The organism is Acerihabitans arboris (assembly GCF_010131535.1).
Lineage (GTDB): Bacteria > Pseudomonadota > Gammaproteobacteria > Enterobacterales > Enterobacteriaceae > Acerihabitans > Acerihabitans arboris.
On record NZ_WUBS01000005.1, the window covers coordinates 211,660 to 232,392 of the forward strand.

Below are 20,733 nucleotides of genomic sequence, written 5' to 3' on the forward strand. Positions count from 1 at the left end.
CTGGCCTTATGATTGCAACACATAATTAAAGGGCTCGATATCCACCCATTCCCCCACGGCCACCGCACCCTGTTCGGCCGGCAACACGATAAAGCAGTTGGCGGCGCTAAAGGAGCTGAACACATGGGAACCCTGCGGGCCGGTGCTGCCCACCTCGATATCGCCCCGCGGCGAGGTATGGAAAACGCCGCGCTGGAAATCCATCCGGCCGGGCGTTTTTTTCAACGGCGTCAGTGTCCTGGCACGCAGCCGGGCGGGTAATTGCCAGTGAATGCGGCCGCTGAGCCGCGCTATCAGCGGCTGCACCAGTTGATAAAATGTCACCGCCGCCGACACCGGATTGCCCGGCAGGCCGCAGAACCAGGCGTGATCAAGCCGGCCGAAGGCAAAGGGCTTGCCGGGTTTCATCGCCAGTCGCCAAAAGGCGATTTCACCCAGTTCCTCAAGGATGGTTTTGGTATAATCGGCTTCACCCACCGAGACGCCGCCGCTGGTAATCACCAAATCCGCCTGGCTGTCCGCCTGGCGGAACGCGGCGCGCAGGGCCTGGGCGTCATCGGCGATAATGCCCAGGTCGATAACCTCGCAGTTCAGCCGGCGCAGCATCAGGCGCACGGCAAAACGATTGGTGTCGTGGATTTGCCCGTCGGCAAGGGGCGCGCCGATGGGCTGCAGCTCGTCGCCGGTGGAAAATAGCGCTACCCGCAGCCGGCGTTTTACGCTGACGTCGGTTATGCCCAGCGACGCCAGCAGCGGCAGTTCGGCCACGCCCAACGCGCAACCGGCCGACAGCACCTGATCCCCCCGGCGGATATCGTCACCGATGCGGCGGATATTCTGCCCCGGTTTCACCGGGGCGGTAAAACGCACGCTATCCCCAACCGGTTCAGCCTGTTCCTGCATGATCACCGCCTCGGCCCCGGCGGGTACGGCAGCGCCGGTCATGATGCGTAGTACGCTACCGCGCGGCCAGTCACCGGCGAATGGACGGCCGGCAAAGGATTTACCGGCCACCGGCAACGGCGTCCCGGCGGTTAAATCAGCCAGGCGCACCGCATAACCGTCCATGGCGGAGTTATCAAACGGGGGCACGTTTACCGGTGAAATCACCGCCGCGGCGGTCACCCGCCCGGCGGCGTCGGTCAGCGCCAGGGTTTCGCTTGCTTCGAGCGGGCTGACCCGGGAGCGCATTTTTTCCAGCGCCTGTTCAAGCGTAAGCAGGGACGAATTTAACGATGCCATATCAACTCCTGTAACGTCGGCCGTTAAAACGGCGGCCGGAAGGGCAGAAATGCCTGGCTTATTATGTCAGAAAATACGCGGGGGGAGTATGCGCGCGTGGGGTGGGTATTGCCGCTTTTTAGCTAAGCTTTAGCGAGGTTTATCACTTACGGAAGAACAATATCGTTGATGCAATCAATAGTTGCATTTCCGCTTTACACTGGCGGGCTGGGTTAATATAGTCAAAAATAATAACTAAATTGTTCTATGTCACATTTATTTAATTAATAACTAAAGTATGTCCGGGTACTTCGCTGTTTTACCGGCAGGCGCCCCATCCCTTGACCATAGATTTACAGGGTACGTTATTTGATGAGCAGAGCAGTGATAGTCATCCATGGCGGTGCCGGCGCCATTGCGCGCCAGGCCATGAGCGCGGAAAAAGAGCAGTACTATAACCAGGCCCTGGCCGGTATCGTCGAACGCGGACAGGCGATCCTGGCGGCGGGCGGCAGCGCCCTTGAGGCGGTGACCGAAGCGGTGCGCCTGCTGGAGGAGTGCCCGCTGTTCAACGCCGGCAAAGGCGCGGTCTTTACCCATCAGGGCCAGCATGAGCTGGATGCCAGCATCATGGACGGCACTACCCTCGGCGCCGGCGCCGTCTGCGGCGTGACCCATATCCGCAATCCTATCCTTGCCGCCCGCGCGGTGATGGAGCACAGCCCGCACGTGATGTTCGCGGGACCTGGCGCGGAAGCCTTCGCCTTTGGCCGGGGACTGGAGCGGGTAGAGCCGGAATTCTATTACACCGCCGAACGCTACGCGCAACTGCAGCGCGCCCTGGCCGCTGACGCCGGCGCCATTCTCGATCACGATGCCCCGTCCGGCGGCGATCCCCTGGATCCGGACCGTAAATTCGGCACCGTCGGCGCGGTGGCCTGCGACCAATATGGCCATCTTGCGGCGGCCACCTCCACCGGCGGCATGACCAACAAGCAGGTCGGCCGGGTAGGGGATTCGCCGATTATCGGCGCCGGGTGTTATGCCGATAACGCCACCGCCGCGGTATCCTGTACCGGCAGCGGCGAAGTGTTTATCCGCGGCGTGGCCGCCTACGACGTCAGCGCCCGCATGGCCTACGGCGGGCTGTCGCTCCAGGATGCCGCCGACCGGGTGATTTTTGACAAAGTGCCGGCCCTTGGCGGCTCCGGCGGCCTGATTGCGGTGGACGCCGCCGGCAACGTGGCGCTGCCGTTTAACAGTGAAGGCATGTACCGTGGCGTCGGGTATGTCGGCGCCACCCCCGATATCGGTATTTACCGCTGATGGCGGGCCCGGTGACGCCAGATCGCAAGGCCGGCCCGGCCACGGCCGGCGGACCGGGATTGGCCGCGCAACAGGTGCTGGCGGTACGCGACCTGAGCGTGCATTTTTCCCATGAGGGCCGGCGTATCGAGGCGGTGCGGCGCATTTCATTTGATATCAACCGTGGCGAAACCCTGGCGATCGTCGGCGAGTCCGGCTCCGGCAAGTCGGTCACCGCGTTATCTATCATGCGGCTGGTGGAACTGGGCGGCGGCCGGGTGGACAGCGGCGCCATGCTGTTTCGAGGCCGCAACGGCGAGGTGCTCGATCTGGCGCAAGCCGGTCAATCCCGGCTCCGCGCCCTGCGTGGCGCCGATATGGCGATGATTTTCCAGGAACCGATGACCTCGCTTAATCCGGTGTTTCCGGTGGGGGAGCAGATCGCCGAATCCATCCGCCTGCACCAGGGCAAAGATCACCGCAGCGCCCGGCAGGAGGCGTTGCGCATGCTGGATCTGGTACGCATTCCCACCGCCAGAAGCATGCTGGATCGCTATCCGCATCAGCTGTCCGGCGGGATGCGCCAACGGGTGATGATCGCCATGGCGCTGTCGTGCAAACCGGCGCTGCTGATTGCCGATGAGCCGACCACCGCCCTGGATGTTACCATCCAGGCGCAGATCCTGCAGTTGATCCGTACCCTGCAGCGTGAAATGCAGATGGGGGTGATGTTTATTACCCATGATATGGGTGTGGTGGCCGAGATGGCCGATCGGGTGCTGGTGATGTACCAGGGCAACGACGTGGAGTCGGCCCCGGTCAACGAGCTGTTTGCCCGGCCCCGGCACCGCTATACCCAGGCTCTGCTGGCCGCGGTGCCGAAGCTGGGCTCGATGTCCGCCGGCGATTTCCCGGCCAAATTTCCGCTGCTGAAAAAACAGGACGGGGCGCCGGCGGCAGGCGAGGCCGCAAGCCAGAGTCCCGGGCAGGCTGAAGCCGCCAACGCGGCGGCGCCCTGGCGTAACGGGGTAGCTAACGGCGCGTCCCCTGTTCCTGACGCCGCGAACGCGCAGGATACCGTGCCGCCGCGGGCCGCGCCTATTTTACAGGTAAAAGACCTGGTTACCGGCTTTGATATCCGCGGCGGCATCTTTAACCGGGTACGGCGCCGGGTGCATGCGGTGGAAAAGGTCAGTTTTTCCCTCTATCCCGGCGAAACCCTGGCGCTGGTGGGCGAATCCGGCTGCGGCAAATCCACCACCGGACGCTCGCTGCTGCGCCTGGTGGAGAGCCAAAGCGGCGATATCATATTTAACGGCCAATCGATTACCACGCTCGCGGGGCACGATTTGCAGCGTTTGCGCCGCGATATCCAGTTTATTTTCCAGGATCCCTATGCGTCGCTCGATCCCCGGCTGACCGTCGGTTATTCGATTATGGAACCGCTGCTGGTGCACGGCGTGGCGCGGGGTAAAGAGGCGCAGCGTCGGGTGGAGACTGTGCTGGAACGGGTAGGGCTGCTGCCCGAGCATGCCCAGCGTTATCCCCATGAATTTTCCGGCGGCCAGCGGCAGCGCATCTGTATCGCCAGGGCGCTGGCGCTTAAGCCCAAAGTCGTGGTGGCCGATGAGGCGGTCTCGGCGCTGGATGTGTCGATCCAGGCGCAGATTATTAACCTGATGCTTGATTTGCAGCGTGAATTCGGCATTGCCTTTTTATTTATTTCCCACGATATGGCGGTGGTGGAGCGGGTCAGCCATCGGGTGGCGGTGATGTACCTGGGGCAGATCGTGGAGATCGGCCCTCGCCGCCAGGTCTTCGCTAACCCGCAGCATCCCTATACCCGCAAATTAATGTCGGCGGTGCCCGTTCCCGATCCCGCGCGCCGCCGGCCGGAACATGCTTTACTGGTGGATGAAATTCCCAGCCCCGTCAGGGCGCTGGGTGATGAACCAATCGTTGCGCCGTTGGTTAAGGTCGGGGAAGGGCATTATGTTGCCCGTCATCCGATCGGCGGCGCCTACTGACAGGGATTTTCATGGAGAATGCAACGTTATGATAAAAAACACTATTAAGCGGAATGTGCTTATTGCCTCGGCGGTAATGGGCGCGCTGGCGTCGGTGCCGGCCTGGGCGGCCAAGGATGCGGTGATTGCGGTGGGTTCCAACTTCACCAGCCTCGATCCCTATGATGCCAACGATACCCTGTCGCAGGCGGTGGCCAAGTCGTTTTACCAGGGATTGTTTGGTTTCGATAAGGATATGAAGCAGGTTAACGTGCTGGCGGAGAGCTATCAGGCCAGCGCCGACGGCCTGACCTATACCATTAAGCTGCATAAAGGCGTGAAGTTCCAGGACGGCACCGATTTCAACGCCGAGGCGGTCAAGGTAAACCTGGATCGCGCCAGCAATCCGGATAATCACCTCAAGCGCTACAATCTGTTTAAAATGATCGACAAGACCGAAGCGGTCGATCCCTTGACGGTCAAAATCACCCTAAAAACGCCGTTCTCACCGTTTATCAATAACCTGTCCCACCCCGCGGCGGCCATGATCTCCCCGACGGCGCTGCAAAAATATGGCAAGGAAATCGGCTTCCATCCGGTTGGCACCGGTCCTTACGAATTTGTGGTGTGGAACCAGACCGATTTCGTCAAAGTGAAGCGTTTTGACGGCTACTGGCAAAAGGATGCCGCCAAGCTCGATAGCATCACCTGGCGCCCGGTGGTGGATAACAATACCCGCGCGGCGATGCTGCAAACCGGCGAGGCCAATTTTGCCTTCCCGGTGCCCTACGAACAGGCCGCGCTGCTGGCGAAAAGCAATAAGCTGGATTTGGTGTCGGCACCGTCCATCCTGCAACGCTATATCAGCCTGAATGTAACGCAAAAGCCGTTTGATGACGTCAGGGTACGCCAGGCCATTAACTACGCCATTAATAAAGACGCGCTGATCAAAGTCGCCTACGCCGGGTATGCCGTACCCGCCCAGGGGCCGCTGCCCACCGGCATCGATTACGCGGTAAAATATAAACCCTGGCCCTACGATCCCGCCAAGGCGCGCGAACTGCTGAAGGAAGCCGGGTATCCGGACGGATTCACCACCACCCTGTGGTCATCGCACAATACCAGCACCTTCCAGAAGGCGCTGCAATTCACCCAGCAGCAGCTGGCGCAGGTGGGGATTAAAACCACCGTTACCGCCATGGATGCCGGCCAGCGTGCCGCCCAGGTGGAAGCCAAAGGCGTGAACGAAACCGGCGTGCGTATGTTCTATACCGGCTGGTCCGCGTCCACCGGCGAAGCCGACTGGGCGCTGACGCCGCTGTTCGCCAGCACGTCCGCGCCGCCCGCTATCTTTAACACCGCCTATTACAGTAATCCGCAGGTGGATAAAGATTTAACCGATGCGCTGAAAACCACCGACCGCGGCGAGAAAACCCGGTTGTATAAAGACGCGCAGGATAAAATCTGGGCCGATGCGCCCTGGGTGTTCCTGCTGACGGAAAAAATGTTGTACGCGCACAGCAAGAACCTGTCCGGTTTTTACGTGATGCCGGACAGTTCGTTTGAATTCAGCCACGCCGATATGAAATAACCCGGCAGCTATGCTGAATTATTTTATCAAGCGTTTATTGGGGCTGATCCCGACCCTGCTGATCGTCGCGGTGCTGGTGTTCCTGTTCGTCCACCTGCTGCCGGGCGATCCGGCCAGGCTGGCGGCGGGGCCGAACGCCGACGCCTCGGTGGTGGCGCTGGTGCGCCAGGATCTGGGGCTGGACCGGCCCTTGCCGCAGCAGTTTATGCATTTTATATCCAATGCGGTGCGCGGTGACTTCGGCACATCGCTGGTGTCGAAACGGCCGGTCAGCACCGAAATAAGCTCGCGGTTTATGCCCACCTTCTGGCTTACCGTCGCCAGCATGGTATGGGCGGTGATCTTAGGCATGGCGCTGGGCATTGTTTCGGCGGTATGGCGTAACCGGTGGCCGGACCGCATCGGCATGACGCTGGCGGTATCGGGGATTTCTTTCCCCGCCTTTGCGCTGGGCATGCTGCTGATGCAGGTGTTTTCCGTTAGCCTGGGCTGGCTGCCCACCGTCGGGGCGGACACGCCGCAGCACTATATCCTGCCGGCCATTACCCTCGGCGCGGCGGTGGCGTCGATTATGGCGCGCTTTACCCGCGCCTCCTTTGTCGAGGTGATGCAGGAAGACTATATGCGCACCGCCCGGGCCAAAGGGGTGAATGAGTTTTGGGTGGTGGTCAAGCACGGCCTGCGCAACGCCATGATCCCGGTCGTGACCATGATGGGCCTGCAGTTTGGTTTCCTGCTGGGCGGCTCGATTGTGGTGGAAGCGGTATTTAACTGGCCGGGTCTCGGGCGTTTATTGGTGGATTCGGTGGAGATGCGGGATTATCCGGTGATCCAGGCCGAGGTGCTGCTGTTTTCACTGGAGTTTATCGTTATTAATTTACTGGTGGACATGTTATATGCGGCAATCAATCCGTCTATCCGGTATCAGTAAGGACCCGCGATGAAATTCTGGCGACGAAACGCCGCCCTGGCGGCGATGCCGGTGCTTAACCCCCATCGCGTGCGTACCCCCTGGAGCGAGTTCTGGCGGCGCTTTAAACAGCAGCCGCTGGCGCTGGCGGCCGGGATATTTGTGCTGCTATTGATTATTAGCGCGCTGTTGGCGCCCTGGCTGGCGCCGTTTGACGCGGAAAACTTTTTTGATTATGACCGCCTGAACGAGGGGCCGTCGGCGGTGCATTGGCTGGGGGTGGATTCACTCGGGCGCGATATTTTCAGCCGTATCCTGATGGGCACGCGTATTTCGCTGGCGGCGGGCTTTTTTTCCGTCTTGCTCGGCATGTTTATCGGTACGGTGCTCGGCCTGGTGGCCGGGTTTTATGAAGGCTGGTGGGACCGGCTGATTATGCGGATCTGCGACGTGCTGTTCGCGTTCCCGGGTATTTTGCTGGCCATTGCCGTGGTGGCGATCATGGGCAGCGGCATGTCGAATGTGATTATCGCCGTGGCGATTTTCAGTATTCCGGCGTTTGCCAGGCTGGTGCGCGGCAATACGCTGGTGCTCAAACACCAGACCTATATCGAATCGGCGCGCAGTATCGGCGCCTCCGATCGCACCATCCTGCTGCGCCATATTCTGCCGGGGACGATGTCCTCCATCGTGGTGTATTTTACCATGCGTATCGGTACGTCGATTATTACCGCCGCCAGTCTGTCGTTCTTGGGCTTGGGCGCGCAGCCGCCGACGCCTGAGTGGGGGGCGATGCTGAACGAGGCGCGGGCGGATATGGTGACGGCGCCGCATATTGCCATTTTCCCCAGCCTGGCGATTTTCTTGACGGTGCTGGCGTTTAATTTGCTGGGGGATGGGTTGAGGGATGCGTTGGATCCGAAGTTAAAGAATTAGGGAATATAGGCGTTGGGCGAGGGGTTCGCTGGTGGCGCATGTGGTGGCGCATGTGGGTGAGGAGCGGTTTCGCTTGCGGCGCTGGTGGGTGAGGAGAGGGGTTCGCTTGCCGCGGGCGGCGGTGTATTTTGCTGCCCCGCGCGGGCAATCGACGAGGGGCCTGCAGTCGCCCCGGCCCCCTCGACCCCCGGGCTCCCGGCAGATCGCGCGCCGCTGCGCGGTGCCTTCCGTCCCATCTCCCGCCCTATGGACCGCACGGCACGCGCTCCCGGCGCGAGCCTTAGCTCTCGCCGCATCCCTGCGGCTCGTCCGGCCGTGAGCCGTGCCGTCAGCGTGCTTGATGCCGGTCCAAGGTCAACGTCAAAATCAACGGCCAATGCCGGAAGCAGATGCCAATGCCGGAAGGCTACAGTCACTGACAAAAGCAACTGTAACGAGCCATATCGTGGGTTAGCATAATGCAAGTTGTCGTTATGGGATTGACGTTCATTATTTTTTTTGCAATCTATACATAATAAATAAAAATAAATAATGAATTTGAAATTCGCGATACGTAGTGCGATATTTCTATTTATGATAATTTTGTTAAACAAAACTTGATTTTTTTATTTTCTGTCGCTTTTTTATTCATCCACTGGTAAACTAACCAGTAGAGGAAAAATAAACATAACGTTGCCAGTATCATATAGGGGCACCATGAAATTGCTTGTTTCATTCCTAATTTTACTATTTTAAATTTGATTCAATATAATATAACTATAGTGATATTTACCAGTGATACTATGCGCAAGCTCTATGATTTATCAGTCTATACTAACAAACGCGGCGATCAAGAGTTGAAGCTCTATACCGCCGCTCACCACCAGCAACTAGAGAAAGGTAGTTACCATGGCTAAAAAGAAGTGTAAGTCAGAAATCGTTACATCCCAAGCAAAAGTTGAAACCCTTTATTATACTGTGGGCTACGTTCCAAACGGCGGTAAACGCAACGCGCCGCCTGCGTTGCATATCAAAGGCAATTGGCTGCATCACTGCGGTTTTTTCACCGGTCAGCCTGTCACCATTACCGCTAAAAACGGCCAACTGATCATTAATGCGGAGCTTTTAGTTTAATAAGCTTCAAATTAATGTACATATAAATGACATGCTCAGCTCCCGCTTATTAATAATAAATATCCAGCGATTTAGTTAATCTTAAAAGCTATTTTCATTCAATAGCGGGGTATTTCAAATTATGCAGGTGCAGGTAGTTGACCTTGCTCCGGCATAAAGCGCGCTGACGGCACGGAGCTACATAATCCGCCTGCCGTCAGGCAAGTTAAATCCGCATGTAGCGTCATAAAGCCACAAGCAAACCCGCACGTAGTGCCATAAAGCCATAAGCAAACCCGTACGTAATGCCTTATTTCCACCCGCAAATCCTGCACGCAACGCAAGACACCGGCTTGAAACCTTTTTTAAAGCACTATGTCAGCAAGCAAAGCCATACCTATTTCCCGTCCCACGCATCAACCCTCTCCTCCCTGATCTTCACCTTGCCCTCATCATTAAGCTTGAAGTAATCCTGCGCCATTCCCCCCTCCCAATCACCATAGCTCGGATTCGGCAGTACGATATACTTACGCCCGAACTCCTCCTGATGGCGGTTAACAAAATCCCGCCGCTGCGTATTGAGCTTATGATAAGTCTCGCCGCTGAAATCATTCAGGTTATCGCCGACATACACCACGATATCAAAACCCTGTTTCTCCACCATCGCGAAACGTTCGATCTTATTGGAATTGCCGCCGGTAGGTTTCAGCAGCAACGTTCGCGGGCCGACGTCGGCAAATCCAAGCGCCTTGAGGTTATCCACCGTGGCGGCGTAATCGGCCTGCGCGCGGTTGGAAACATAAAAAATACGGCCGCCGTGCTCCAGTACATAGCGGGAGAATTCCACCGCGCCCGGCAGCGCCTTGGCCTCGCGCGCCTGGGTCCACTTGCTCCAGGTGGCGTCGGTAAACGGCTGGTGGTTTTTTATCTGCCAGCCGGCGTAGGCGCTGTTATCAATCATGGTCTCATCCAGATCGACGACGACCGCTTTTTTCAGGCCGGGCCTGGCTCTGGCCTGGGCAAAGGACGTTTCGGCGGTATTGAAAGCCTGGTAGGACAGGGCGCTGATTTCGCCGGATTGCTGCATCCAGTTAACGGCAAATACCGTTTGATCGGTGAGCTTCTGCTGGGCCGTCTCCGGCGCCGCGGCCTGCTGCCGGGGAGCGCAGCCGCCGACCAGCAGGCTGAAGGCAACAACGGTGAGGCCGCATTTTATGGTCTGCATTGTTTCTCCTTGTCATATCCCGAAATTATCTCGGATGACATCATCCGAACTTAACGACTCGACGCGATCGATGAGGCCCCTTGGACGATGGCCATCAATTTGCACAATAAATTTGTTATTTGTAATTAATATCATGCAATTGATTAATGATGAAACTAAAAAGCAGCGGCCATGTTCATAGCCGTTATCGATGGCGGCGTCGTTGGCTTTGTCAGTAAGTGTAAATCCGACGGCGATTTATCGCGCAACCGGTGGGTCATTTCTACGCTTAAGGGGATCGTTGCAATGGAGAAAACAACATGCGCTGGATAATAACCCTGCTACTGTCGGGCGGTTTGCTGATGTTGGGCGCACCGGCGACGGCGGCGGAACTGAAGGTCACCCAATTGCTGACGGGTATGGATCACCCCTGGTCGCTGGCGTTTTTACCGCAGGATAACGGCGTACTGATTACCGAACGGCCGGGGCGGCTGCGCTACTGGCGGGCGGGACAGCCGTTATCCGCGCCCGTCGGCGGGGTGCCCAAGGTCTACGCCCACGGCCAGGGCGGTCTGTTCGATGTGGTCCTGGCGCCGGATTTTGCCCAATCGCGGCGTATTTACCTAAGTTATGCCGAAGCGGGTAAAGACGATGCCGGCACTGCGGTGGGTTATGGCCGTTTATCCGAAGATAATCAGCGGTTAACCGATTTTAAGGTGATCTTTCGCCAACTGCCGAAGCTGTCCAGCGGCGAGCATTTTGGCGGCCGGCTGGCGTTTGACCGGCAAGGGTTCCTGTATATCAGCCTGGGTGAAAATAACCGCCGCCCCACGGCGCAGGATCTAACCAAACATCAGGGCAAGATCGTCCGCCTCACCGCCGATGGCGAAATTCCACCGGATAATCCGTTTGTCCATAATGAAAACGCCCGCCCGGAAATCTGGTCTTTGGGACATCGCAACCCGCAGGGTTTGGCGTTAAATCCCTGGAGCGGCGTCATATGGGAAAATGAACACGGCCCGAAAGGGGGCGATGAGGTGAATATCGTCGCCAAAGGCGCTAATTTCGGCTGGCCGATCGCCACCTACGGCATTAATTATTCAGGGTTAAAGATCCCCGAAGCTCAGGGCGGCGTGGTGGCCGGCACGGTACAGCCGATCTGGTACTGGCAAAAATCGCCCGCGGTGAGCGGTTTGGCGTTTTATGCCGCCGATCGTTTTCCCCGGTGGAAAAACTCATTGTTTATCGGCGCCTTAAAACAGCAGGCGTTAATCAGGCTGACCTTGCAGGATGATAAGGTGGCCTCGGAGGAACGGTTGCTGGAAGATCGCCAGGAACGCATCCGCGATGTGCGGGTGGGACCGGACGGTTTTGTGTACGTGCTGACCGACGAACGCAATGGAAAACTACTTAGGCTGGGGCTGGAATAACGGCCGGCCGGATAGTGGGCGCGCGGCGTCTGGCGGGATGGCCGCCGCGGGGGATGTATGCGTGCAAGGCAACAGGCACCGGAAGGATTAATGCGCTCCCGGACGGGCAAACGGCAAACAGTGCCGGCCGAGGGCGCCATGGCTCAGGTTAACTCAGCGGCAGCATAACCCTCGTCTGGAAGGCGTGACGGGACGATATAGCCTCATACCAGGTTTGCAGGTGGGTACGCGGCTTGCGCTCGATATCAAGCGTAAACCAATTATAGGCAAAACAGCCCATGGGAATATCGCCTATGCCAAATTTGTCCCCGGAAAAATAGGGATGTTTCTCCAGAGCGGTTTCGGCGATATCAAACAGCTGCTCGCATCTTTTGATGCCATTTTCGATCAGCTGCTTATCGCGCCTGGTCGCCGGCGTGCGGATTAAATTGATATACACCGGCGAGAGCGCCGGCGCCAGGCAGGATAAAGTCCAGTCCATCCATTTTTCCGTGCCGGCGCGTACCGACGCATCGGCCAGCAGCCAATGGCCCTGGCCGAATTTTGCCGCCATGTAACGCACGATGGTATTGGACTCCCACAATACCAGATCGTTTTCATCATCCTGCATGCAGGGCACCAGGCCATTGGGATTTAACGCCAGGAACAGTGGATCCCTGTTTTTACCGTATTCTCCGCCCGCCTGTATAAAATTGAACGCGAGGTCAAGTTCAGCCGCGCACCATAGTACCTTCTTAACGTTCACCGAATTCTCACGACCCCAGATTGTCAACATTGCACATTCTCCGTATACATTTTCAAAAAACAGTTTGGCAATCGTCAGCGCGGTTCATAACAAGACGTTAAGCCTAAAGCAAAAAGCGGTAAACATTTTCCGCCCGTTTACGCCGCGTAAGTATGATTTTAGCGTAAAAAAAGCAATATGAGCTTTAAAACAGTGGCTTTTGCTGTTTTCATCGCTATTTTATGAATAATAATCTAATAAATGCCAGATTTATTGTTGATTATTTCACTATACTCCTTTAAACGATATTTTATTTCAAAAAAAAAAGGCTTGGCAATAACAGGCTAAACCTGACTGATATTTATGTTTTAATCATGGGTTTTACCGCCCCGGCCGGGGTGTATTCATTTTGGGACAGATATCGTTATGACGTTGATAAAAACCGTACGCGTTGCTTTATACATGGGGCTTTTTGCCTTGGGATTGCAGTTGGCCCAGGCAAACGGCGATCCAAAAACCATCGTCTTCGGCGTCGCGCCGGGGCCCTATGGCGATATGGTCAAACAGGCCATCAAGCCTGAACTGGCTAAAAAAGGCTACAAAGTCGAGGTACGGGAGTTCAGTGATTATGTACAGCCGAATATGGCCCTGGCCAACGGCAGCATCGATGCCAATTTATTTCAGCATACACTGTATCTCGAGAAATTCGCCGCCGACAAAAATCTTAAGGTGAGCAAGCTTATTACCGTGCCGACAGCCAGCATGGGGTTTTATTCCCATAAGATTACCGCCATCAGCGATCTCAAGAAAGGCGATATCATCACCCTTTCCAACGATCCCACCAATCTGGCGCGCGGCCTGCGTTTCCTGGAAAAACTGGGCCTGATTAAAATCAAGGCCGATATTGATCCGACCAAAGCCTCGGAACGGGATATCGCCCTGAACCCACGCGGCCTGGTATTCAAGCCGCTCGAAGCAGCCCAACTGCCGCGCACCCTGGACAGCGCCAGCGGAGCGCTGGTCAACGGCAACTTCGCCTTTGCCGCCGGGTTAAAACTGTCGTCGGCCCTGGCGTTGGAAACGCTGGATGAAAACCTGAAAAATGTAATAGCCGTGCGTACCGACGATCTGGACAAGCCGTTTGCCAAAGACATCAAGGCCGCGGTGGAGTCTCCGGCCTATGCCGAGGTGATTAACCAACCATCCTCGGTATTCAGTCAATTCCAGAAACCGGAATGGATGCAGTCCGCAGCCCAGGTCAAACCTTAAGATTTTGCCTGCCGGCCCTTACGTCCGGCAGGCTGTTTTTCCCGCTTTGGATGTTATCGTGGAGTTTGCGGACAATGATCCAGTTAGACCATATCAGCGTTGACTTTCCCCAGGGGAAGCAACCGGGCGCCCGTGCGGTGGATAATGTTAGCCTGCATATTAAAAGGGGCGAAATCTACGGCATTGTCGGGGCCAGCGGGGCGGGCAAAAGCACCCTGCTGCGCACTATCAATCTACTCCAGCGGCCGAGCACGGGCGATGTTATCGTCAATGGGGTCAGGGTAAGCGAGCTTTCCGGCAGCGGATTGCGCCGACAACGCCAGAAAATCGGCATGATTTTCCAGCATTTTAACCTGATGTTTACCCGCACGGTGGCGGCAAACGTCGCCTTCAGCCTGCGGGCGGCCGGCAAATCCTCCGCCGACATTGCAAGCCGGGTACCGGAAATCCTGGCACTGGTGGGACTGACGGATAAGGCGACGGCCTTTCCGGCCCAGCTTAGCGGCGGGCAAAAACAGCGCGTCGGCATTGCCCGCGCCATCGCCAACCAGCCCGAAGTGTTACTTTGCGACGAACCGACCTCTGCGCTGGACCTGGAAACCTCGGCATCGATATTGACGCTGTTAAAAGAGATTAACCTTCGCCTGGGAATTACCATAGTATTGATTTCCCATGAAATGACGGTCATCAAGACCATATGCGACCGGGTGGCGGTCATGACCGGCGGCAAGGTGGTGGAGGAAGGGGCGGTGTTTGATATTTTTGCCACCCCGCAGCATGAATTTACCCGTCAACTGGTCTCGCATACCTTTAATCTGGAACTGCCGCCCCGCTTAATGCAGGATTTGCGCGGTACGCTATTAAAGATACTGTTTGTCGGCGCCTCCGCCGAGCAGCCGGTATTGTCGGATGTCGCCACGCGTTTCGGCGTATCGGTGAATATCCTGCACGGCAAGATTGAATATATCGGCCACCGCGCGCTGGGATTGCTGGTGGCCCTGCTGACCCATCCGAGCCAGCCGGAGCAAGTGGCCTTGGCCGTGGCCTATATCCAGGAAAATACCGCGCGCGTGGAGGTGCTGCATGGCTGATTTATGGCTCGACCTGTTGGCCGCGTTTGGCGAAACCTTCCAGATGGTGGGCATCGCCACGCTGTTTTCCATTATCGGCGGCCTGCCGCTGGGCTTTCTTATCTACGTTACCGACCGCCATCTGTTCTGGCAAAACCGCGCGCTCTATCTTACCGGCACGGTACTGGTCAATATCATCCGTTCGATACCCTTTGTGATCCTGCTGGTGCTGCTGCTGCCGTTGACGCAGTTTCTGCTGGGGAATACCATTGGGCCGATTGCCGCCGCGGTGCCATTATCCGTCGCGGCGATCGCTTTTTATGCCCGACTGGTGGACGGGGCGTTGCGCGAGGTGGATCCCGGCATTGTCGAGGCCGCCGAAGCCTTTGGCGCCAGCCCGTTACGTATTATTTGCACGGTATTATTGCCCGAGGCGCTGGCCGGTTTATTACGCGGGCTTACCATTACCCTGGTCAGCCTTATCGGCTATTCCGCCATGGCGGGTATCGTCGGCGGCGGCGGTGTCGGCGATCTGGCCATCAGGTTTGGCTACTATCGTTATGAAACCAAGGTAATGATCATTACCGTGGTGGCGTTGGTGATTTTAGTGCAGATAGTCCAGGTGCTTGGCGACGCCCTTGCCGCGCGCGCTGACCGGCGCGGCAAACGCTGAACCGGCGTCCGGTGTTCGGCGGTGTGCGCCGGCGCCGGACGGCGTAAAGATAAAAAAACGTAAAAAGAGCTGAAAATTTATCGCCGATGCGGCAAAGTTGGGATGTTTCGAATAAACTCAAATTGTTGGAATATGTTAAGGCATCCTGAACGCCGTTGTTCAGGTTGTTAGGCTCAATCCTCTACCGTGAGTAACGCGGTAACCATTTTTGAATGGATACTCTGGCCACGCCATGAAGAATTACGCTTTTCCACAAAAAATAACTACCCTGACCCTGGGCGCGCTTCTGGTGCTGTCCTCTATCCCCGCCGTCCGGGCCGAGGCCCCCGCCCCCGCGCCGGAAGTGAACGCCAAGGCGTTTATCCTGATGGATTACCAGAGCGGCAAGGTCCTGGCGGAATCGAATGCCGATCTGCGCCTGGACCCCGCCAGCCTGACAAAAATCATGTCCAGCTATGTGATTGGCCAAGCGCTGAAGGCGAAAAAAATTACCGAACAGGACAAAGTGACCATCGGTAAAGACGCCTGGGCCACCGGTAATCCGGTGCTGCGCGGCTCTTCGCTGATGTTCCTTAAGCCCGGCGAGCAGGTATCGGTGGCGGATCTCAATAACGGCGTGGTGATCCAGTCGGGCAACGATGCCAGTATTGCCCTGGCGGATTATGTGGCCGGCAGCCAGGATGCGTTTGTCAGCCTGATGAACAAATATGCCGATGCCATGGGGTTGAAAAACACCCATTTCCTTACCGTGCACGGACTGGATGCCGAAGGGCAGTACAGCACCGCGCGGGACATGGCGATCATCAGCCAGGCGCTGATTTATGACGTGCCGGACGAGTATGCCCTGCATAAACAAAAAGAGTTTACCTATAATAAGATCAAGCAGCTGAACCGTAACCGGCTGCTGTGGAGCAGTAACCTTGCGGTGGACGGCATCAAGACCGGTTTTACCGACGGCGCCGGCCATAACCTGGTGGCTTCGGCAACCGATAACGGCATGCGGCTGATTTCGGTGGTGCTTGGCGCCCCGACCGACGGCGTGCGTTTTCGCGAGAGTGAGAAGATCCTGACCTGGGGATTCCGTTTTTATGAAACAGTGACGCCGATTGTCGCCGGCAAACCTTTTACCCGCCAGCGGGTCTGGTTCGGCGATCGCAGCGAGGTGGATTTGGGCGTGGCGCGGGATGCGTCGATCACCTTGCCAAAGGGCCAGATGAAAAACCTGAAAGCCTCGTTTACGCTCACGTCTCCTCATCTCGAGGCGCCGCTGGCTCGCCACCAGGTGGTGGGGACGATAGACTTCCAACTGGACGGCAAGGTTATCGAACAACGTCCGCTGGTGGTGCTGGATGAAGTACAGAAAGGCGGATTTTTCCGCAATATCTGGGATTGGATCCTGCAAACCATCCATGGCTGGTTTGGTAAATAAACAAACTCATCTTACCTTAAATAAATAACTATGCCTCCCATAGGGGGGCATAGCGTTGCGTTCAGCAACTGATACCAAAGACTATCACAGCAGTTTATACACAATCGCCGACAGCGCGATAAACCCAACCGCCCAGACAAAATAATTGCTGGCCGCGCCGCGATAGCGGGCCATGGCCGGCACTTTATGAATGGCGTACATAGGCAGCAGGAACAGCAGCATGGCGATAATCGGCCCGCCCAGCATTTCGATAATACCCAGGATACTGGGGTTAACGGTCGCCACCAGCCAGGTGGACACCAGCATGAACAGTCCGGAAAGCCGATCCAGCGTGACGTCATGGACGGGTTTGCCGCGCTTGCGCAATGCCTTGCCCATCAGGCTGATAAGCCCTTCGCTGGCTCCCAGGTAATGGCCCAGAAAGGATTTGGTGATTGCCACAAAGGCGACAATCGGCGCCAGCAGGCCGATAAAGGGATTGTTAAAGTGATTGGCCAGGAATGACAGGATCGAGATGTTTTGCGCTTTTGCGGCGGCCAAATCCTCCGGTGAAAGACTCAGGACGCAGCTGAAGACGAAAAACATCACCGTCAGCACCATCAGGATATTGCTGCAGACTAAAATGCGCGAGCACTTCTGTTCTGCCCTATCGCCATATTCCGCTTTTTTGGACATGGCGAACGCGGAAATAATCGGTGAATGGTTAAACGAAAACACCAGCACCGGAACGGCCAGCCACAGGGTACTTAATAATCCGCCTTGCCCGGCGCCGCTGAATGGCATGGCGCGGGTGAAGATATCGGCGCTCCAGTGCGGCATAAGAAACGCGCCCAGGAACAGCAGCACCGCGACAAAGGGAAAAACCAGCACGCTCATGACCTTGACGATGATTTCCTTGCCGAGGCGGATGACGGTCATCAGGCCCAGGATCAATATCAGCGCCAGCAGCGCGCGCGGCGGCGCCGTGAGATGTAATTGATGGGTTATGAAGCTGTCGACGGTATTGGTGATGGCGACGCCATACACCAGCAAAATGGGATAAATAGCAAAAAAATAGAGCAAGGTGATCACCTGGCCCATCCGCGGGCCAAAATGTTGCTCGACCACATCGGTGATGTCCCTGCACGCGCTGTTGCCGGATAGCACCAGGCGGCATAAGGCCCGATGGGCAAAGAAGGTCATGGGAAAAGCAATCAGCGCCATAATCAATAGCGGCACTAAGCCGCCGATGCCCGCATTGATGGGTAAAAACAGCACTCCGGCGCCGATGGCAGTGCCATAGAGCCCCATCATCCAGACAGCATCCGATTTACGCCATGATGACGATGTTGCCCGTTCGACCAGGGTTTCCGGGGTTGCTTGTGTCGTATTCATTGTTTCTCCAAAAACAAAGCGGAACGAATAAAAAATAAACGCCAAGCGTTCATGGGGGAGCCGCTTTTATTGCAATAGCAGTAATAGGGAATTGTAAACGCGATAAATAGGTAAAATAGTATGGCCTGGTGGGTTCAGCTAGCTATAATATAGACTTTATTCTCGATAATCATGCGTTAAATTGTTTTTTTTGATCCAAGTCTATTATTTAACTACAACGACCGTATTTTGCGGCCGATAAGAATAATAAAGTGTCCTGCTATAGTGTTTGGAATCGTTCATTAACGTTAAGGATAACTAACATCTTAATAATATTAATATTTTTATTAGTTATAAATAAAGGTTGTGTTGGCGACGGGAAAAGCTACATTTACTGGTAGCGTAATGGGGGGGTATGATATAGAAAGGCTAGCGCGTATAAATTTTGGCTGGGTATTATATTGAAAGGTTAATTGTTAAACTATGTTCTAAAGTGCTTATCTAATGATTTTATAATAATTCTAATTAATAATTACTCGCAGGATCATGTTTAAGGGTGTCCATTAAAGACGCAGACAATATTTATCTTCGGCGGGGTTTATCGGCCCATACCGGCCATAACGGTAACGGAAGGCCGCTATTGAACTGCGTTGAAGGGGGAATTTCGGCGGCGGGTCCGGACACTTTGGACAATAAAAAACCCGAAAGTCTTGAACCTAAAAGGCGGGACGATCGGGCTCCTCAATTTGGGGACATCAAAGAAAAGCAGTGGCACTAATTCAGACTGCGGGTATAAGGGAAAGTTCTGCGTAACATCAAAAAAATTTCTTATATCGGCTTCCGGCCATGCGGCGCCCGGGCGGCGCTTTATCAAACAGGCGGCGCGACGCCCCGCCTGGCGTCGATCCGTGGATGATTGCCCGGTAGCGGACCGGGTGTCGGGTCGTTCCGGCGTCTTCACCTATGAACAAGATTAATGTTATATGCGTGGCGAAACCGCCGTCACCATAGGAAAAAACTGAAATTGAACATTGTCGCCGTCGCGCGGGCAATATAAATCCTCCGCTCCGACTCCGTTAAGTTTTTGGCTTAAACCATGCCCCCGCAGCGGGAATAATTATTTTTACTAGAAAAACTCCTGTTTAATGACTGGGTTGAGTCAAATCCGGCTTTATTTTTCGACTTTTGGGACGCGATTTCCATCCCACAATTAATAACAAAGTTTCATCCATACTTAACAACTTAGCCACGTTAATATTCATGGGTGATAACTTTATTGCTACCAGCAACTATTTGATAATTATGAGTTTATAAAGTATATTTGGCCGGAGATAACCCGAGTTGATACCCCTATTGCCAGCAGGAAACCGTGCCGGGATTTGAATCGCTTATGGCCTTAGCCTCTGTTGTTGCTCCACCCAATGCCCACTGGGAAATAATCGTTATTTTATTCCAGTAAGTATTTTTTTTGGCCATGGAGAGGTCCTGATGACGTAAATCATCGGGCAATGATGGATTTTCCTCGCGGAATTTTGTCACAGCGTTAATTATGGGAGGCAAAAATGGCATTTTACCGGCAGTGGGCTGGAACCATAAGCAGTGCTGTACTGTTTGGCGTCATCTTTGCCTGCCAGATGGGCGGCTTCGCGGTGATGAACGAGGAGAATCACGGCGCGGCCTTGGGGCTGCTGCTGTTTTTGCTGCCCGGCCTGGTAGGGAGCCTGCTGACGCACGCGAATAAAATCATCAGGCCGATTTTCGGCGCCTTGCTCGCCTCGCCGCTCTGCCTGCTGTTGTTTTATCTCGGACATGGTTTGTCCATCAGCTTATGGTATCAGCTCGCCTATGTGCTGAGCGCGGTGTTCTGGTGCGCGTGCGGGGCGTTGGGATGCTATTTTGCCGGCGTCATGTTCAAGGGCGCGGCGCATTGACGACGGCGCCTTAACGTAGCCGGCGACGCAAAAATAAAGCCAGCTCAGGCTGGCTTATGACGGGTAGGACAACCGACAACCGCCGGATTATTGCTGTTGGTAAAGGCTGAGGTTTTCTTTAGCGTAAGCTTCAAAATCCGTGCAACCGCCGATATGGACCTGATCGACAAAAATCTGCGGCACGGTTTCAACGGGTTTGCCAACGGTTTTAGACAGATCGGCCTTTGAGATGCCTTCCGCATGGATATCGACATAACGGTAGGAGAAATCGTCCCGTTCGGCGGTCAGTTTTTCAGCCAGTTCTTTAGCGCGCACACAATAAGGACAGCCCGGACGTCCGAAAATGACAGCAAACATATACACTCCTTAACGCATGAAAGTGGAATCGAAACGAATTTATGTACTCTGTTACGCTTCTTGTTGATGACTACTATGCCTGTGACCTGCGTCAAAAAAAAGCAGAAATTACCTTTCGGTCCAATGCCCCCCGCCTATCTTTTTTGCCGCGCGCGATCCGCATTCCGGGCGCTAAACTTTTCTCGACCAGCGCCGACGGGCGGATTATTATGAGCCGGTCCACCATGACCAG

General features: G+C 55.6%; 17 protein-coding genes. 12 read left to right on the forward strand and 5 right to left on the reverse strand.

What is annotated here, in order from left to right; genetic code table 11:
- Positions 1-6 precede the first annotated feature (6 nt).
- Entirely contained in the window at positions 7-1,242 is a 1,236-nt protein-coding gene (moeA, locus tag GRH90_RS08890; RefSeq protein WP_162365586.1) for a molybdopterin molybdotransferase MoeA, read from the reverse strand.
- 351 nt (positions 1,243-1,593) lie between these two features.
- Here moeA and GRH90_RS08895 point away from each other — a divergent pair, with 351 nt between their 5' ends.
- From GRH90_RS08895 to GRH90_RS08920, 6 genes are all read left to right on the forward strand, one after another.
- Entirely contained in the window at positions 1,594-2,547 is a 954-nt protein-coding gene (locus tag GRH90_RS08895; protein WP_162365587.1) for an isoaspartyl peptidase/L-asparaginase family protein, read from the forward strand.
- 59 nt (positions 2,548-2,606) lie between these two features.
- Complete coding sequence (locus tag GRH90_RS26670) at positions 2,607-4,553, forward strand: dipeptide ABC transporter ATP-binding protein (protein WP_246235959.1); 1,947 nt, start codon at positions 2,607-2,609, stop codon at positions 4,551-4,553.
- Positions 4,554-4,581: 28 nt separating this feature from the next.
- Complete coding sequence (gsiB, locus tag GRH90_RS08905) at positions 4,582-6,123, forward strand: glutathione ABC transporter substrate-binding protein GsiB (RefSeq protein WP_162365589.1); 1,542 nt, start codon at positions 4,582-4,584, stop codon at positions 6,121-6,123.
- Positions 6,124-6,133: 10 nt separating this feature from the next.
- Positions 6,134-7,054: a glutathione ABC transporter permease GsiC gene (gsiC, locus tag GRH90_RS08910; RefSeq protein ID WP_162365590.1), complete on the forward strand. Its 921-nt coding sequence runs from the start codon at positions 6,134-6,136 to the stop codon at positions 7,052-7,054.
- Positions 7,055-7,063: 9 nt separating this feature from the next.
- Positions 7,064-7,969, forward strand: coding sequence for a glutathione ABC transporter permease GsiD (gene gsiD / locus GRH90_RS08915; protein ID WP_162365591.1), 906 nt, complete (start codon positions 7,064-7,066; stop codon positions 7,967-7,969).
- Positions 7,970-8,857: 888 nt separating this feature from the next.
- A complete protein-coding gene (locus GRH90_RS08920; RefSeq protein ID WP_162365592.1) occupies positions 8,858-9,082 on the forward strand; it encodes a SymE family type I addiction module toxin in 225 nt (74 codons plus the stop codon).
- Positions 9,083-9,458: 376 nt separating this feature from the next.
- Here the strand turns inward: GRH90_RS08920 and GRH90_RS08925 are convergent, their stop codons facing one another.
- Complete coding sequence (locus GRH90_RS08925) at positions 9,459-10,286, reverse strand: 5'-nucleotidase, lipoprotein e(P4) family (RefSeq protein ID WP_162365593.1); 828 nt, start codon at positions 10,284-10,286, stop codon at positions 9,459-9,461.
- Between the two features lie 299 nt (positions 10,287-10,585).
- On the opposite strand from GRH90_RS08925, the gene GRH90_RS08930 reads away from it, so the two are divergent.
- Positions 10,586-11,695 (forward strand): PQQ-dependent sugar dehydrogenase, encoded by a 1,110-nt coding sequence (locus tag GRH90_RS08930; protein ID WP_162365594.1) that lies wholly within the window; start codon positions 10,586-10,588, stop codon positions 11,693-11,695.
- Positions 11,696-11,843: 148 nt separating this feature from the next.
- On the opposite strand, the gene GRH90_RS08935 is transcribed toward GRH90_RS08930, so the two are convergent.
- Positions 11,844-12,470 carry a glutathione S-transferase family protein gene (locus tag GRH90_RS08935; protein WP_162365595.1) on the reverse strand — a complete coding sequence of 209 codons (627 nt, stop codon included), beginning with the start codon at positions 12,468-12,470 and terminating at the stop codon, positions 11,844-11,846.
- Positions 12,471-12,845: 375 nt separating this feature from the next.
- Here GRH90_RS08935 and GRH90_RS08940 point away from each other — a divergent pair, with 375 nt between their 5' ends.
- The 4 genes from GRH90_RS08940 (at position 12,846) to GRH90_RS08955 (ending at position 16,860) form a co-directional block, all read left to right on the forward strand.
- Positions 12,846-13,688: a MetQ/NlpA family ABC transporter substrate-binding protein gene (locus tag GRH90_RS08940; protein ID WP_162365596.1), complete on the forward strand. Its 843-nt coding sequence runs from the start codon at positions 12,846-12,848 to the stop codon at positions 13,686-13,688.
- Between the two features lie 74 nt (positions 13,689-13,762).
- Entirely contained in the window at positions 13,763-14,779 is a 1,017-nt protein-coding gene (locus GRH90_RS08945) for a methionine ABC transporter ATP-binding protein (RefSeq protein WP_162365597.1), read from the forward strand.
- The gene (locus tag GRH90_RS08950) at positions 14,772-15,431 is read left to right on the forward strand and encodes a methionine ABC transporter permease (RefSeq protein ID WP_162365598.1); all 660 of its coding nucleotides are present in this window, start codon (positions 14,772-14,774) and stop codon (positions 15,429-15,431) included. The genes GRH90_RS08945 and GRH90_RS08950 overlap by 8 nt, the downstream gene beginning before the upstream one ends.
- Positions 15,432-15,663: 232 nt before the next feature.
- Positions 15,664-16,860, forward strand: coding sequence for a serine hydrolase (locus tag GRH90_RS08955; protein ID WP_162365599.1), 1,197 nt, complete (start codon positions 15,664-15,666; stop codon positions 16,858-16,860).
- Positions 16,861-16,944: 84 nt separating this feature from the next.
- Here the strand turns inward: GRH90_RS08955 and GRH90_RS08960 are convergent, their stop codons facing one another.
- Complete coding sequence (locus tag GRH90_RS08960; RefSeq protein WP_162365600.1) at positions 16,945-18,234, reverse strand: serine/threonine transporter; 1,290 nt, start codon at positions 18,232-18,234, stop codon at positions 16,945-16,947.
- 1,541 nt (positions 18,235-19,775) lie between these two features.
- On the opposite strand from GRH90_RS08960, the gene ybjM reads away from it, so the two are divergent.
- Positions 19,776-20,144 (forward strand): inner membrane protein YbjM, encoded by a 369-nt coding sequence (ybjM, locus tag GRH90_RS08965; protein ID WP_162365601.1) that lies wholly within the window; start codon positions 19,776-19,778, stop codon positions 20,142-20,144.
- An 87-nt stretch (positions 20,145-20,231) separates the two neighbouring features.
- Here the strand turns inward: ybjM and GRH90_RS08970 are convergent, their stop codons facing one another.
- Positions 20,232-20,501 (reverse strand): GrxA family glutaredoxin, encoded by a 270-nt coding sequence (locus GRH90_RS08970; protein WP_162365602.1) that lies wholly within the window; start codon positions 20,499-20,501, stop codon positions 20,232-20,234.
- Between the last annotated feature and the right edge of the window lie 232 nt (positions 20,502-20,733).

Excerpts from the sequence above, each read along its gene's own strand:
- moeA (WP_162365586.1), bottom strand. The coding sequence starts at position 1,242 with ATGGCATCGTTAAATTCGTCCCTGCTTACGCTTGAACAGGCGCTGGAA.
- GRH90_RS08895 (WP_162365587.1), top strand. The coding sequence starts at position 1,594 with ATGAGCAGAGCAGTGATAGTCATCCATGGCGGTGCCGGCGCCATTGCG.
- gsiB (WP_162365589.1), top strand. The coding sequence starts at position 4,582 with ATGATAAAAAACACTATTAAGCGGAATGTGCTTATTGCCTCGGCGGTA.
- gsiC (WP_162365590.1), top strand. The coding sequence starts at position 6,134 with ATGCTGAATTATTTTATCAAGCGTTTATTGGGGCTGATCCCGACCCTG.
- gsiD (WP_162365591.1), top strand. The coding sequence starts at position 7,064 with ATGAAATTCTGGCGACGAAACGCCGCCCTGGCGGCGATGCCGGTGCTT.
- GRH90_RS08920 (WP_162365592.1), top strand. The coding sequence starts at position 8,858 with ATGGCTAAAAAGAAGTGTAAGTCAGAAATCGTTACATCCCAAGCAAAA.
- GRH90_RS08925 (WP_162365593.1), bottom strand. The coding sequence starts at position 10,286 with ATGCAGACCATAAAATGCGGCCTCACCGTTGTTGCCTTCAGCCTGCTG.
- GRH90_RS08930 (WP_162365594.1), top strand. The coding sequence starts at position 10,586 with ATGCGCTGGATAATAACCCTGCTACTGTCGGGCGGTTTGCTGATGTTG.
- GRH90_RS08935 (WP_162365595.1), bottom strand. The coding sequence starts at position 12,470 with ATGTTGACAATCTGGGGTCGTGAGAATTCGGTGAACGTTAAGAAGGTA.
- GRH90_RS08940 (WP_162365596.1), top strand. The coding sequence starts at position 12,846 with ATGACGTTGATAAAAACCGTACGCGTTGCTTTATACATGGGGCTTTTT.
- GRH90_RS08945 (WP_162365597.1), top strand. The coding sequence starts at position 13,763 with ATGATCCAGTTAGACCATATCAGCGTTGACTTTCCCCAGGGGAAGCAA.
- GRH90_RS08950 (WP_162365598.1), top strand. The coding sequence starts at position 14,772 with ATGGCTGATTTATGGCTCGACCTGTTGGCCGCGTTTGGCGAAACCTTC.
- GRH90_RS08955 (WP_162365599.1), top strand. The coding sequence starts at position 15,664 with ATGAAGAATTACGCTTTTCCACAAAAAATAACTACCCTGACCCTGGGC.
- GRH90_RS08960 (WP_162365600.1), bottom strand. The coding sequence starts at position 18,234 with ATGAATACGACACAAGCAACCCCGGAAACCCTGGTCGAACGGGCAACA.
- ybjM (WP_162365601.1), top strand. The coding sequence starts at position 19,776 with ATGGCATTTTACCGGCAGTGGGCTGGAACCATAAGCAGTGCTGTACTG.
- GRH90_RS08970 (WP_162365602.1), bottom strand. The coding sequence starts at position 20,501 with ATGTTTGCTGTCATTTTCGGACGTCCGGGCTGTCCTTATTGTGTGCGC.